This window comes from Pseudomonas sp. 9_2_1, from assembly GCF_059295275.1.
Window position 1 is genome coordinate 4,212,326 of record NZ_CM181239.1, and the last position, 13,505, is coordinate 4,225,830.

Genomic DNA, 13,505 nt, shown 5'->3' on the forward strand with positions numbered 1-13,505 from the left:
CACCATGCTGCGCAAACACCTGCTGACCCTCGGCCTGCTGGCTGTCACCGGCCTGGCCCAGGCCGCCGAGACCATCGATGTCTACCGCGACCCCAACTGCGGCTGCTGCAAGGCCTGGATCAGCCACCTGCGCGACAACGGGTTTACCGTCAACGACCACGTCGAGCCGAACATGAGCGCGGTCAAGCAACGCCTGGGCGTGGCGCCGCGCCTGTCGTCGTGCCACACCGGTGTGATCGACGGCAAGTTCGTCGAAGGTCACGTGCCCGCCGAGCAAGTGCGCCTGCTGGCCAAGCGCAGCGACCTCAAGGGCCTGGCCGTACCGGGCATGCCCATGGGCTCGCCCGGGATGGAAATGGGTGATCACAAAGACGCCTATCAGGTTATCGGCGTGACTGAGGATGACCAGGACACCGTGGTCGCCAACTACTGATGCTCAGCCTGTGGGCGCTGTTCCTCAGCGCCTTCGGCGCCGCCACGCTGCTGCCGCTGCAATCGGAAGCCGTGCTGGTCGGCCTGCTGCTGCGCCAGCCTGAAGCCTGGGCAGCCCTGCTGCTGGTGGCAACCCTGGGCAATGTGCTGGGCTCGGTGGTCAACTGGCTGCTGGGCCGGGCCATCGAGCACCTGCGTGACAAGCGCTGGTTCCCGTTCAGCGCCGCGCAACTGGAACGTGCACAGCAGCGCTACCAGCGCTGGGGGCAGTGGTCGCTGCTGCTCAGCTGGATGCCGGTGATCGGCGACCCGCTAACCTTGATCGCCGGGATCATGCGTGAACCGTTCTGGCGCTTTCTGCTGCTGGTGAGCCTGGCCAAGGCGGGCCGCTATGCGGTACTGGCGATGATCACCCTGGGCTGGCATCACGCCTGGTAACACCTTTCACGCTCCGCGTGGTCCAGTGGCTGGTAAAGTCGCCGTTTCCTACATGGTCCTACACGGAGTTCCCCCATGCTGCGCGCAACCGCCCTGGTCCTGGCCTGCCTCGCCGGCAGCCCGGCCATCGCCGCCGAGTCGGCCACCTACGGCCCCCAGCTCGAAGGCTTCAGCTACCCGCACCCGCTCAAGCATTTCGACTTCAAGTCCCAGGGCCAGGCCCTGCAGATGGGCTACATGGACGTGCCCGCCCAAGGCCAGGCCAACGGCCGCAGCGTGGTGCTGATGCATGGCAAGAACTTCTGTGCCGCGACCTGGGAAACCACCGTCGACGCCCTGAGCAAAGCAGGCTACCGGGTCATCGCCCCGGACCAGATCGGGTTCTGCACCTCCAGCAAGCCGGCGTATTACCAATACAGCTTCCAGCAACTGGCAGACAACACCCATGCCCTGCTGGAACACCTGGGCGTCAGGCAAACCATTGTGCTTGGCCACTCTACCGGCGGCATGCTCGCCACCCGCTACGCGTTGATGTACCCGCAGCAGGTGGAGCGCCTGGCGATGGTCAACCCCATCGGCCTGGAAGACTGGAAAGCCCTGGGCGTGCCCTACCGCAGTGTGGACCAGTGGTACGCCCGTGAGCTCAAGCTGAGCGCCGAAGGCGTGCGCGAGTATGAGCGCAAGACCTATTACGCCGGGCGCTGGAAGCCGGAGTACGAGCGCTGGGTACAAATGCTGGTGGGCCTGAACCAAGGGCCGGGGCATGAAGCGGTGGCGTGGAACTCGGCGCTGATCTACGACATGATCTTCACCCAGCCGGTGTACCACGAGTTCAAGGACCTGCAGATGCCGACCCTGTTGCTGATCGGCGACAAGGACAGCACGGCCATCGGCAGCGACATCGCCCCGCCGGAGGTCAAGGCCCGGCTGGGCAACTATGCGGTGCTCGGGCCGCAGGTGGCCAAGATGATTCCCAAGGGCGAGCTGATCACCTTCGAAGGCATGGGGCATGCGCCGCAGATCGAAGAGCCGGTAAGGTTCAACCGCACGCTGGTCGAGTGGCTGGGCAACTGAGCAAGCGGGCGCGATCCCAGTGGGCGCGGGCTTGCCCGCGAACACCGGCAAAGCCGGTGCCATGACCGTGTGGGATTCTTCGCGGGTAAACCCGCCCTCACAGGGTACGCGCCAGCTTCCAGATTTTGAGCACGGCAGTTGCTCCGACAGGAATCGCTACACTTTCCAGACCTGCTGCTCCGTCCAGCCCAGCTCGGCAAAATCAAGCGCCCGCAACCCCGCTTCTTCCTCGCAGAAAAACTCATCCAGCTGAGGCGGCCTCACCGCCGTGTCGCTCAGCATCGCATGCACCTGCCCTCGGTGATGCACCTGGTGCTCGAACAGGTGCGCCAGCAACCGCAGCCGCTGCTCGCGCTGCACCCGCTCGGGTCGCACGATGCTCACATAGCGCCCCAGCTCACCATCGCGCAGCCCACGGCAATAGGCAATCAGCCGGTGATCGGCCTGAGTTTGCTCGGCATGCAGCTGTGTACTGGTGGCAAACGGTTGCTCGGGGTCAAAAAAGCGCTCGCTGTCCGTATCAGGCTGCTCCCCCCGCTGCTCACACTCCAGCATGTGCAGATAGAACCAGTCCACCGTCAGCAGGTGATTGAGAGTGGCCTTGATCGAAGGGAAGAAGCTGCAGCGCGGCGCGACGAATTCGTCCTGGGTAAGTTGCAGGCAGGCCTTGTACAGACGGTGGTTGGCCCAGCCATTGTTGTAGGCCTGGGTCAGCAGGTGATGCGACAACGGCTCCATGGCTTGGCTCCTTTTCAGGCGAAGCGTTGCAGTTGCATCTCCCGTAGCCGGCTCAGGGTCCGTTGGTACGGGAACGCCAGATACCCTTGAGTGTAGAGGTCATCGAGCGGCACCTGCGCCTCAAGGTACAGCGCCACCCGGCGGTCATAGCATTCGTCGACCAGGGCAATGAAACGGCGCACCGCATCGTCCTTGGGTGACAGTGCAGGTAGTTGGCGATCACCCGCCACTACCCTGGCTGCACCATCCTCGGTACCGCGAGCGATGCGCCCGGCGCGCTGCTCACCACCCAGTGCAGGAATGCCGGATACCAGGATCGCAGGGAAACGGTCGCACAAGGCCATGAACTCCATGGCGGCGAGGGGTTGCTCGCACAGGTCGGTGAAACGGCACCAGATCGCCTGTTCACTGCGCCGCACTACCTGCACCTGCCGGGAACCGATGAGCAACGGCTCAGCAGTGCCAGTGTGGTCCGGGCTGAGCTGGGCAAACACCTCGCCAAGCGGGCTGGGCTGCCCCGCTTGCTGTACCCAATAGCGTTGCCGCTCGGCGCCAGGGTGCAGGCGATGGTCCTGTTCACCCGCTACGGGCAGCACCTGCATGTGCCGCTGGACGGCAGCAATGGCGGGCAGGAACCGATCGCGGTTGAAGCCGTCGCGGTAAAGCAGCTCGGGTGGCTGGTTGGAGGTGGCCACGATCACCACGCCCTGGTCGAACAGCACCTGGAACAGGCGGCCGAGAATGATCGCGTCGCCGATATCGTTGACGAACAGCTCATCGAAGCACAGCACGCGGATCTCGCCCGCCAGTTCCCGGGCCAGGGCCAGCAACGGGTCGGCGGTGCCGTTGAGCTGGAACAGGCGCTGGTGCACCCAGGCCATGAAGTGGTGAAAGTGCTGGCGCCGGCTCGGCACGCGCAAGCAGCGGTGGAATTGGTCCATCAGCCAGGTCTTGCCACGGCCGACCGGGCCCCAAAGGTAGATGCCCTGGGTGGGGCAGGCCTGTTCGATGGCCTGGAAGCAGGCTTGCAAGGCCTCGACAGCACAAGCTTGCGCGGGGTCGGCGGCATAGCCTTGGGTGGTAAGGGCTTGTTGATACAAGGATTGGGGGTCGATAGACATGCGTCATTATCTGCACCGGGCTTATTGCCGGCAAGCAGAGCATGGGGGTTGCGTCAGGGCTGGCAGGTGTTTGCCACAATATATTCAGCGCCTGTGAGATCGAGCGCCGCGCGGGCGGCGCTCGATCTCACAGGCGATGCATATCTAGCGGCAATCACCTATCAGCCCGATGCGATCCCCCACATCACCTCAGCCCTCGCCCAATCCAACCTTCAGCAGCGCGCCGTCCTTGTCATCGGTCAGCACATACAAAAAACCGTCCGGCCCCACCCGCACATCGCGAATACGTGCCTTCAGGTCGCCCAGCAGGCGCTCCTCATGCACCACTTTGTCACCCTCCAGCTGCAAACGAATCAGCTCCTGGCTCGCCAGCGCGCCAATGAACAGGTTGTGGTCCCAGGCTTTGAATGTCGGGCTGTCATAGAACGCCATGCCACTGATGCCCGGTGATTTTTCCCATACATGGTGCGGGTCGACCATGCCGTCCACATGCTTGCCCTTGGCTTCGGGGATGGGCAGCATCGAGTAGTTGATGCCATGGGTCGCAATGGGCCAGCCGTAGTTCTTGCCGGGCTCGGGGATGTTGATTTCGTCACCGCCACGCGGGCCGTGCTCGTGGGTCCAGAGCTTGCCGGTCCAGGGGTTCAGCGCAGCGCCTTGCTGGTTGCGGTGGCCTAACGACCAGATTTCCGGCCGCACCCTGTCCCTGCCGACGAACGGGTTGTCCTTGGGCACTTCGCCGTCCGGGAGAATGCGCACGATCTTGCCCTGCAGCTTGTCCAGGTCCTGGGCGGTGGGGCGCTGGTTGTTCTCGCCCAGGGCAATGAACAGGTAGCCGTCGCGGTCGAACACCAGGCGCGAACCGAAGTGGTTGCCCACCGAAAGCTTGGGCTGCTGACGGAAGATCACCGTGAAGTTCTCCAGCCGGGCGCGGTCTTCGGACAACTGGCCACGGCCAACCGCTGTGCCGGCCTTGCCGTCACTGCCTTCCTCTGCATACGACAGGTAAACCGTGCGATTCTTGGCAAACGCCGGCGACAGCAGCACATCCAGCAGGCCACCTTGCCCCTCGGCCCAGACCTTGGGTACGCCGCTGATCGGCGGGCCGACCTTGCCCTCGGCGTTGACCACCCGCAGGTTGCCCATGCGCTCGGTGACCAGCATGTCCTTGCCACCGGGCAGGAACGCCAGCGCCCAGGGGTTGCGCAAGCCGTCGGCCACGGTGCTGACGGTCAACGTGCCTTGTTCACTGCGAAACTTTTGCTCGGATGCCGCCTGTGCCAGCACGGGCATGAGGACGGCGGCGGTCAGGGTGGCTAGCCAGTGTGCTCGGAGCATGCAGGATTCCTTTCGTACAGAGGTCACGGCGCACGCGGGTTGTCACGCGGTGGCCGGGTCGGTTCCAGGTTCGGGGTTTGCTGCTGGCGACGCAGGTTGTCGCCGTTGCCGATACCGCGGTTGTCCAGGGTCGGCGGGCGCTGGTAGGGGTCAGTGGACGGGCCGCGCACTGGCGGCGTGGCCGGCATGCTGCCCTGGCGGCTGTTGGGGTTGGCGCGCTGGATCGGGCTGTTGTAGGGGTTGTTCCGGTCGGCAGCGAGCTGCAACGGTTGAGCGAAAGCGGCTTGCGCGGGCAGGCACAAGGCCAGGCCGAGGGCCAGGATGGGCAGTGTCCGGGTCATGCTTCACCTCCTGTACGAAAATGCCGCGCCTGGTGGGTTTGATAGCCTAAGGCGCGAAGGGTTCGCGGCAAAAGTGTGAATGCGCGTGGAGATAATTCCTGATGTTTCAGTATGGGCCCAGGGGGCCGCTGTGAAGCCCTTCGCGACACAAGGTGGCTGCTGCATGAACACGCAGCAGCCTCCACGATGGGGCGCAGGTTACCGAGCTTTGTCCACCTTGTGCCGCGCCGCGTACAGGCACAGCATCTCCATCGCCAGGGTCGCCCCGGCCAGCGCAGTGATATCGGCATGGTCATAGGCTGGCGCCACCTCCACCAGGTCCATGCCCACCAGGTTGATACCACGCAGCCCGCCGAGGATCTCCAGCGCCTGCAACGTGCTCAGCCCGCCGCATACTGGTGTGCCGGTGCCAGGCGCATAGGCGGGGTCGAGGCAGTCGATATCGAACGTCAGGTACACCGGCCGCTCACCCACCCGCTGGCGAATCGCTGCGATTACCGCCTCGCTGCCCTGGCGGTGCACCTGGCGGGCGTCGAGGATGGCGAAGCCCTGGCTGTCGTCGTTAGTGGTGCGCAGGCCGATCTGCACCGAGCAGGCCGGGTCCACCAGGCCTTCGCGGGCGGCATGCCAGAACATCGTGCCGTGATCGATGCGCTTGCCCTCCTCGTCCGGCCAGGTGTCGCTGTGGGCATCGAAGTGGATCAGCGCCAGCGGGCCATGGCGCCGGGCGTGGGCCTTGAGCAACGGGTAGCTGATGAAGTGGTCGCCGCCCAGGGTGAGCATCGCGCAACCCGCCTCCAGTATGTGCGTGGCGTGTGCCTCGATGCTGTCCGGCACCGACAGCGGGGTGCCGCTGTCGAAGGCGCAGTCGCCGTAGTCGATCACCGCCAGGTGGTCGAAGGGGTCGAACGCCCACGGCCAGTGGCGGGCCCAGGCCTGCTGCACCGAGGCCGCGCGGATCGCCCGCGGGCCGAAGCGCGCGCCGGGGCGGTTGCTGGTGGCGGTATCGAACGGCACACCGCTGACCACCACATCGACGCCGCGCAGGTCGCGGCTGTAGCGGCGGCGGGCGAAACTGGTAATGCCGGCGTAGGTACTTTCTGCGGCGGTGCCATACAGGCTGTCGCGGGTCATGGCCTGGTCGTTGTTTGCGGCTTGCTCCACGGTCGGGCTCCTTTGTCGTTATGGGTTACTGACGGCTGCGGAAGGCGGTCCACAGGCGGTTGCGCTGACGCAGGTCGGCCAGGGCCATGCTGCGGTCGGCGTACAGCCGCTGGCGTACCTCGGCAGGCGGGTAGATGTCCGGGTCATTGCGCACCGCCTCGTCCACCAACGGTGTGGCCGCCTGGTTGGCATTGGCGAAGAACAGCGTGTTGGTCAGCGCCGCCACCGATTCGGGCTTGAGCATGAAGGCGATGAATGCCCGCGCCGCTTCGGGGTGCGGGGCGTCCTTGGGGATGACCAGGTTGTCCTGCCACACCAGCGTACCCTCGCGGGGGATGCGATAGATCAGGTCGAACGGCTTGCCGGCCCGGCGCGCCTGGTCGGCGGCCATCGCGGCATCGCCGTTGTAGGTCAGCGCCAGGCACACGCTGCCGTTGGCCAGGTCGCTGATCTGCCGGCCGTTGGCGACGTAGCTGATCGACGGCTGCAACTGGTTCAGCAGGTTCTGCGCTGCGGCCAGGTCGTCCTTGTCCTGGCTGTAAGGATCCTTGCCCAGGTAATTCAGGGCCACCCCGATCACCTCCTGTGGCGAGTCGGGCATGGCGATGCCGCAGTCCTTCAAGCGGCTGGCGTACTCAGGCTTGAACAACAGGTCAAGGCTGTCCAGCGGCACATCGCCCAGGCGCTGGCGCACCGCCTCCACATTCACCCCCAGGCCCAGGGTACCCCAGGTGTACGGCACCGCATGGCGGTTGCCCGGGTCGGCCTCGGCCAGCTTGGCTAGCAGGTCCTTGTCGAGGTTGGCGTAGCCAGGCATGCCCTGGGCGTCCAGCGGCTGCAGGGCATTGGCCTTGAGCGCCCGGGCCAGCACGGTCGATGACGGCACCACCACATCGTAGCCACTGCCGCCCGTCAGCAGCTTGGTTTCCAGCACTTCGGTGGTATCGAAGGTGTCGTAGCGCACCTTGTAACCGGTTTCCCGTTCGAACTGCTGCAGGGTTTGCGGGGCGACATAGTCGGCCCAGCTGTAGAGGTTGACGACCTTTTCTTCGGCTTGCAGCGGCAAGGCCAGGACCAGGGACAACAGGCACAACGATCGACGCATGACGGACACCTCGGCAAATGGGTGGATGCCGCGAGCATGCCAGCCGGGTTACATTGCAGGAATGGCAAGTTTGCAAAGCTGACATTCATCAGGAGCAATGTAATGCTCGGACAAGTGCACGATCCCGACCTGCACCTGCTGCGGCTGTTCGTCACTGTAGTCGAGGCCGGTGGCTTCAGCGCTGCGCAAGGTGTGCTGGGCCTTGCCCAGCCCACCATCAGCCAGCGCATGGCACAGCTGGAGGCGCGCCTGGGCTACCGCCTGTGCAGCCGCGGCAAGGGCGGGTTTCGCCTGACGGAAAAAGGCGAGTTGTTGCTGGACGCGGCCCGCGCGCTGCTGCTGAACATCGAGCAGTTTCGCCAGCAGGCCAATGGTGCTGCCGGGCGGTTGCTGGGGACCGTGCGTATCGGCATGGCGGAAAACCAGGACAGGGCGGTGAGCCTGAAGCTGGCAGCGGCCATTGCCGCGTTTCGCTCGCGGCAAGAGTCGGTGCAGCTGGAGCTGATCAGTGCACCGCCGGCGGAGCTGGAGCGACTACTGCTGGAGCAGCGGCTGGATTACGCCATCAGCTACTTTTCCGGCAGCCAGGCCGCCTTCGACTACCAGCCGCTGTTCGAGGAGCGGCAGCGGCTGTTTTGCGGCAAGGGGCACGTGCTGTTTGGCGAGGCGGACGTTGAGCTTGAGCGCTTGCTGGAGCTCGACCAAGTACGCCATCCCTACCGGTTTCTGAAAAGCGGCGAGCCGTTCCAGAGCCGGCGCAGCATGGCGGTGGCGGAACAGATCGAGAGCGTGCTGACGTTGATTCTGTCGGGGCGGCATATCGGCTATCTGCCGTGTCATTGCGCACGCGCGTGGGAGGCCGACGGGCTGTTGTGGGCGCTGGATGCGGGACTGGACTTTGTCGTGCCGTTCACCCTCGCCCGGCACCGGGCGCAGGTGGTCGGCGAAGCGCAACAGGCGTTTGCGCAGGATTTGCTGGCAGCGTTTGCCTGAACCGGCCTCTTCGCGGGTAAACCCGCTCCCACAGGGATCGCGCACGCTTCAAAAATTTTGCGCGAGACAGTTGCTCCCCCAGTGACGGCGCCAGTGGCCGGGTCAGGTAGCAACCATCAGTAAGCCATGCTCCAGGTCAGCGTGTAGGTACGCCCGCGGCCTTGGTAGTCATACAGGTACGCCGGCCCATATGTCGGGGCATAGAACAGCGTCGCGCGCTGCCCCCAGACCGTGCTGTATTGCTTGTCCAGCAGGTTCTGGACGCCGGCGCTGAGGGTGCCGAAGCCGGTGTCCTGGCTGGCCAGCAGGTCGAAGGTGGTATAGCCGTCGATCTCGTGGTCGGCATCGTCCTTCAGGCTGAATGCGTGGTTGGCCTGCAGCCGCGCGCTGCGGCCATCGCCCTTCCAGCCGACGAACGCGGTGGCTTTGGACAGCGACGCATAGCGGGCGTCACGCTTGATCCAGCCGCCATCCACAGCCTCTTCCTCGGAGCGGGTCAGGTGCAGCGTGCCACCGGCTTCCCAACCGGTCTGGAAATGCCGGGTCAGCGCCCCTTCAAAGCCGAAGTCGCGGCTTTTCTGCTCTTCCACGTTGATGGTCAGGGTCTGCGAATCGACGTTGATGATCTTGTCCGACCAGATGTAGTACAGCGCCGCCTGGGCATCCCAGTCCAGGTCAGCATAGCGCCAGCCCAGTTCCACCTGGCGACTCTTGATGCCGGTCAGCGGGTTGTCGGCCACGCTCAAGCCTGGCTTGCCGTAGTACTTGGCCGGGTCCGGCAGGTCGAAGCCTTCGCCGTAGTTGGTCCAGACCTGGTGGCCGTTCTTGAAGTCGTAGATGGCGCCGAGGTTGAACAGGTTGACCTGGTAATCGTTGCTGCCGCCGGACACGCCCTTGAAGTCGCTGACGTCTACGTCCATCTGCTGGCGCCGGGCACCGCCGGACAGAGTCAGGTTGTCGCTGGCATGCCAATCGAGCTGGGCGTACACCGACACGCCGTCGACCCGGTAGCTTGGGTAACGCGCGGCCTTGCTCTCCTTTTCCATGTCAAGGCCACCCGACGCCGACGAGGTCAGGGCGTTGAAGGTGGTCTGCTCGGCGTTGAAGCGCTCGCGGTCCAGATCTACGCCGTAGGTCAGCTTCAGCGTGTCCCACTGCTTGGCGAACAGGCCCTTGAGGCTGGTGACCTCGAAGTTCTGCTGCGAGGCGGCGAAGTACACGCCGCGCGAGCCGGTGGGCGTGGCGCGGTTGTAGTACGGGAACGGGTAGAAGTTGTCGTCTTCCTTGCGGTAGGACGCCTGCAGGTAGAAGTCCTGGCCCAGCACATCGGTGTGGTGGTAGTTGGCGTTCAGCAGCAGGCGACGGGTACGCGGCTCCAGGTCGGACGAATAACCACTGCGCAGCTCAGCGTCTTCCAGGTCAGACGGCGCGTTGTAGTTCAGGTTGGGGAAGTAGATGCCGGTGCTGCCATGGTTGCCCGAGTCATAGTACTGGGCCAGCAGGTCGAGGCTCTGCTGGTCGTTCAGCTGCAAGCCCAGGGTGCCCAGTACGTCGATGGTGCGGTTGTACTGCAGGTCGGTCTGGGTATTGTCGATGAAGATCTGGTCGCCAGCACCGTCGTAGAAGGCTTCGTTCTGCTCGCCGGAGATACCCAGGCGGGCATTGACCCGCTCGTTGCCGCCACTGATCGACTGGGCAAAGCGCGTGGCCAGGTCGTCGCTGTTGTTGAAGCCGCTGCTGGCGCCTAGCTGGGTCTCGAAGCGCGCCGGGCCAGGCTCGCCCTTTTTAGTCACGATATTGATGATGCCGCCGGTGGCGCCGCCGCCATAAATGGCACTCGCGCCGGACAGCACCTCAACCCGCTCGACGTTGAACGGCGAAATGCTGTCGAACTGGCGCGACAGGCCGCGCGAGCTGTTCTGGCTGACCCCGTCGATCATCACCAGCACGTTGCGCCCGCGCATGTTCTGGCCGTAGTTGGTACGTCCTTCCGGGGCCAGGTCGAGGCCCGGCACCAGCTTGCCGATAGCTTCCTTCAGGCTGACGCCGCTGTCGATCTGCTCACGCAGCTGCTGCTGGTCGACCACCCAGACCGTGCCGGGGATTTCGCTGATCGCGGTGCTGGTACGCGAGGCGACGCTGACCTGAATCGGCTTTAGGTTGACCGCCTGCGGCGCTGGCTGGGCCGTGCGCAGGGTGACCGTGCGGGCGTCGCTGAAATGCCAGCGCATGCCACTGCCGGCCAGCAGCTGCTGCAGCGCCTGCTCGATGCTGTAGCTGCCTTGCAAGGCGGGGCTGACCTGGCCGGCGACATCGCCGGTGGTGTACAGCAGGTGCAACCCGGCCTGGTCGGCAAACGCGGTCAGGGCCTGGTCCAGGGGCTGGGCTGGCAGGTCGAGCTGGACCTGGCGGGCCTGAACCTGGGCCGGCTCGGCCGCCGGGGCGGCCCAGGTCGGCAGCGGGCCGGCCAGCATGGCCAGGGCACTGCAGGACATCAGGGCATGGTGGACAGGGCTGCGGCGGTGGTGCAAGGGCTTGAGCATCAGAGGCACGAATGAGCTTCCAGACAAGTCGTAGATGAGAATGGGTTGCTGATCAGTCCCACTACGACGATCTGGCTTGCAGGAACTTGCAGTGCTGGATGAATTTTTTTCGCTCCGGCCTCTTTGCGGCTTCTACATGCCGATCAATGCACCACGGCCAACCACGGCAGGTAGGTGACCTTCAGGCCATAACGCTGCTCCAAAGTACGCAGCAAGGCCTCAGGTTCATCCAGGTCGAACACCCCGCTCACCTCCATCGCCGCCAGCTGGCGGTCGGACAGCACGATATGCCCGTGCCGGTAGCGCTCAAGCTCGGCCAGCACCTGGCCCAGCGGCTTGCCATTGAAGATCAGCTTGCCGCGTTGCCAGGCCATCTGCACGCTGGCATCGGCCGCTATCGCCAGTTCATGCTCGCCGACCTTGGCTTCGCCTTGCGCCAATACCACGCGGCCATCGCGGCGCACGCTGAAGGTGGCGGCACTGCCCTGCACCCGCTCACCCGCGCTATCGACCACGAAAGGCCGTGCATCATCAGCGGTCTCGAACAGGGCCTCACCAGACGCCAGCACCACCCGCCGCTCACGGTCAGTGTATGTGACGCTCAAGGCACTGGCGCTGTTCAACGTGACGCGTGTGCCATCGGCCAAGGTAATCACCCGCCGCTCACCCACTCCGGTGTGGTAATCGGCCAACAGCATCGGCGCCTGCTGCCAGCCCGCTACTGCCGCGACCAGCAAGACTACCGAGGCCGCCACGCCCGCCTGTTTCAGCCAGCCGCGGCAATGGCGCAGGGCCTGGCCAATGTATTTGGCCACCATGCTCTCGGAAACGCCCAGGCGCAGTGCGATCTGCGCCTGGGTCAGGCCCTCGATGCGGTTGAGCAACAGCGCTTGGCGGGCATTGGCAGGCAGTTGCAACAGCGCTTGATCAAGAATCTGCAGCCGCTCGCGAGCCAGCAGTGCCGCCTCAGGTGCCGGCGCCGGGCACGCCAGCTCGCTTGCCCCGTCGCTGTCGTCGTGGCTGGCGGCAATGCGCCGTTCGCGGCGCAAGGTATCCATGGCCAGGTTGCCAGCCACACGGAAGATGAAACTGCGCGCATGCAGCACCGGCACCGCCTGCTCATCGATGTGCAGCAGTTTCAGGTAGGTTTCCTGTGCCACGTCGGCCGCACGCTGGCGGTCGCTCATGCGCCGGGTCAGAAACTGCAGCAGGTCGTCGTAGTGCTCCTGGAAACTCGCCAGCAGGCTCGACACGGGAGACGTCAGCATGGGTTGGGAAAGGCCAGTAGGAGAAATTATCGGGCGTTAATGAGAAACAGTATCTTTCATCTCGACGATCACTTTCAACGCCGACCCGTATTTGCCACACTGCCAGCGTGTTTTCTCTGGCAAGGCCGCCCCCATGACTGCCCTTCTGCACCGCTCTACCCGCTGGCTTCTGGTCCTGTTGATGGCTTACGGCCTTGGGGCCTGTGCACTTTTACAGCCACGCGACCCGCTGAACATCAGCGTGATCGGCATCGAGCCGCTGCCCGGGCAGGAGCTGGAAATGCGCATGGCAGTGAAAATGCGGGTGCAAAACCCCAACGAGGCCGCCATCGACTACAACGGCATCGCCCTGAACCTGGAGGTTAACGGCCAACCGCTGGCCGCCGGGGTCAGTGACCAGCAAGGCCATATTGGCCGTTACGACGAAGCAGTAATTGTGGTGCCGGTAAGCATCACGGCATTTTCCTTCCTGCGCCAGGCCTATGGGCTGGGCCAGGTGAACTCGCTGCAGGGCCTGCCGTACAAGCTTCGCGGCAAGCTGGCCGGTGGGCCGCTGGGCACCGTGCGCTTTACCGACGAGGGCAAGCTGGACTTGCCCAAGGGCACGTACTGACAAGCGCCCGACGGGTTGCAATCAGCGGCTGGCGCTGGCGGCAGCCATCAGCTTGTTGACTTCGCTGCGCACCATGCTGGCGTATTCGGGCGGGGTCATGCCCTCCAGCTCGGCGCGCACCCACTCGGCCCATTTGCCCTTGCGCCGCGGTTTTTCGGCAATCAGCCGGGCAGCGTCGCCCTTGGCCTTGCCCAGGTTGCTCTGCCACATCGCGAACAGCCGGGCCTTTTCAGCCTCGATCTGCGCACGTTCCTCGAAGCTCATGTTGGCCAGATTGAAACTCATGACTCACCTGCCTGATCCGTAAATGGCGGCTATCTTACACCAGCGTGCCGCC

14 protein-coding genes are annotated in these 13,505 nt (G+C 64.7%); 5 read left to right on the forward strand and 9 right to left on the reverse strand.

The features are described 5' to 3' along the window. Nucleotides 1-4: 4 nt before the first annotated feature. From AC5O5I_RS19030 to AC5O5I_RS19040, 3 genes are all read left to right on the forward strand, one after another. Entirely contained in the window at nucleotides 5-433 is a 429-nt protein-coding gene (locus AC5O5I_RS19030; RefSeq protein ID WP_494511328.1) for a DUF411 domain-containing protein, read from the forward strand. After that, entirely contained in the window at nucleotides 433-870 is a 438-nt protein-coding gene (locus tag AC5O5I_RS19035) for a YqaA family protein (protein WP_494511329.1), read from the forward strand. Before AC5O5I_RS19030 ends, AC5O5I_RS19035 begins: the two co-directional genes overlap by 1 nt. A gap of 75 nt (nucleotides 871-945) precedes the next feature. Then, nucleotides 946-1,944 carry an alpha/beta fold hydrolase gene (locus AC5O5I_RS19040; protein WP_172218451.1) on the forward strand — a complete coding sequence of 333 codons (999 nt, stop codon included), beginning with the start codon at nucleotides 946-948 and terminating at the stop codon, nucleotides 1,942-1,944. A 156-nt stretch (nucleotides 1,945-2,100) separates the two neighbouring features. Here the strand turns inward: AC5O5I_RS19040 and AC5O5I_RS19045 are convergent, their stop codons facing one another. The 6 genes from AC5O5I_RS19045 to AC5O5I_RS19070 form a co-directional block, all read right to left on the reverse strand. Further along, on the reverse strand, nucleotides 2,101-2,682 hold the full coding sequence (locus tag AC5O5I_RS19045; protein WP_172218453.1) for a DinB family protein: 582 nt from the start codon (nucleotides 2,680-2,682) through the stop codon (nucleotides 2,101-2,103). Nucleotides 2,683-2,696: 14 nt separating this feature from the next. Then, nucleotides 2,697-3,803 carry a cell division protein ZapE gene (gene zapE / locus AC5O5I_RS19050; RefSeq protein WP_494511330.1) on the reverse strand — a complete coding sequence of 369 codons (1,107 nt, stop codon included), beginning with the start codon at nucleotides 3,801-3,803 and terminating at the stop codon, nucleotides 2,697-2,699. Nucleotides 3,804-3,992: 189 nt separating this feature from the next. Further along, entirely contained in the window at nucleotides 3,993-5,141 is a 1,149-nt protein-coding gene (locus AC5O5I_RS19055) for a PQQ-dependent sugar dehydrogenase (RefSeq protein ID WP_494511331.1), read from the reverse strand. 23 nt (nucleotides 5,142-5,164) lie between these two features. Further along, on the reverse strand, nucleotides 5,165-5,482 hold the full coding sequence (locus AC5O5I_RS19060; RefSeq protein WP_172218459.1) for a hypothetical protein: 318 nt from the start codon (nucleotides 5,480-5,482) through the stop codon (nucleotides 5,165-5,167). A gap of 198 nt (nucleotides 5,483-5,680) precedes the next feature. Then, nucleotides 5,681-6,646 carry an agmatinase gene (gene speB, locus AC5O5I_RS19065; protein WP_494511332.1) on the reverse strand — a complete coding sequence of 322 codons (966 nt, stop codon included), beginning with the start codon at nucleotides 6,644-6,646 and terminating at the stop codon, nucleotides 5,681-5,683. Between the two features lie 25 nt (nucleotides 6,647-6,671). After that, nucleotides 6,672-7,751, reverse strand: a complete 1,080-nt coding sequence (locus AC5O5I_RS19070) for a polyamine ABC transporter substrate-binding protein (protein ID WP_172218463.1) — start codon at nucleotides 7,749-7,751, stop codon at nucleotides 6,672-6,674. A 102-nt stretch (nucleotides 7,752-7,853) separates the two neighbouring features. On the opposite strand from AC5O5I_RS19070, the gene AC5O5I_RS19075 reads away from it, so the two are divergent. Beyond that, on the forward strand, nucleotides 7,854-8,744 hold the full coding sequence (locus AC5O5I_RS19075; RefSeq protein WP_494511333.1) for a LysR family transcriptional regulator: 891 nt from the start codon (nucleotides 7,854-7,856) through the stop codon (nucleotides 8,742-8,744). Between the two features lie 116 nt (nucleotides 8,745-8,860). Here AC5O5I_RS19075 and AC5O5I_RS19080 read toward each other — a convergent pair whose 3' ends face one another. Together AC5O5I_RS19080 and AC5O5I_RS19085 are read right to left on the reverse strand one after the other, a co-directional pair. Next, nucleotides 8,861-11,287 carry a TonB-dependent receptor gene (locus tag AC5O5I_RS19080; protein WP_494512778.1) on the reverse strand — a complete coding sequence of 809 codons (2,427 nt, stop codon included), beginning with the start codon at nucleotides 11,285-11,287 and terminating at the stop codon, nucleotides 8,861-8,863. 143 nt (nucleotides 11,288-11,430) lie between these two features. Then, nucleotides 11,431-12,555, reverse strand: coding sequence for a sigma-70 family RNA polymerase sigma factor (locus AC5O5I_RS19085; RefSeq protein ID WP_494511334.1), 1,125 nt, complete (start codon nucleotides 12,553-12,555; stop codon nucleotides 11,431-11,433). A gap of 133 nt (nucleotides 12,556-12,688) precedes the next feature. On the opposite strand from AC5O5I_RS19085, the gene AC5O5I_RS19090 reads away from it, so the two are divergent. Continuing rightward, nucleotides 12,689-13,168: an LEA/WHy family protein gene (locus AC5O5I_RS19090; protein WP_172218469.1), complete on the forward strand. Its 480-nt coding sequence runs from the start codon at nucleotides 12,689-12,691 to the stop codon at nucleotides 13,166-13,168. A 21-nt stretch (nucleotides 13,169-13,189) separates the two neighbouring features. Here AC5O5I_RS19090 and AC5O5I_RS19095 read toward each other — a convergent pair whose 3' ends face one another. After that, a complete protein-coding gene (locus tag AC5O5I_RS19095) occupies nucleotides 13,190-13,453 on the reverse strand; it encodes a hypothetical protein (RefSeq protein WP_172218471.1) in 264 nt (87 codons plus the stop codon). Between the last annotated feature and the right edge of the window lie 52 nt (nucleotides 13,454-13,505).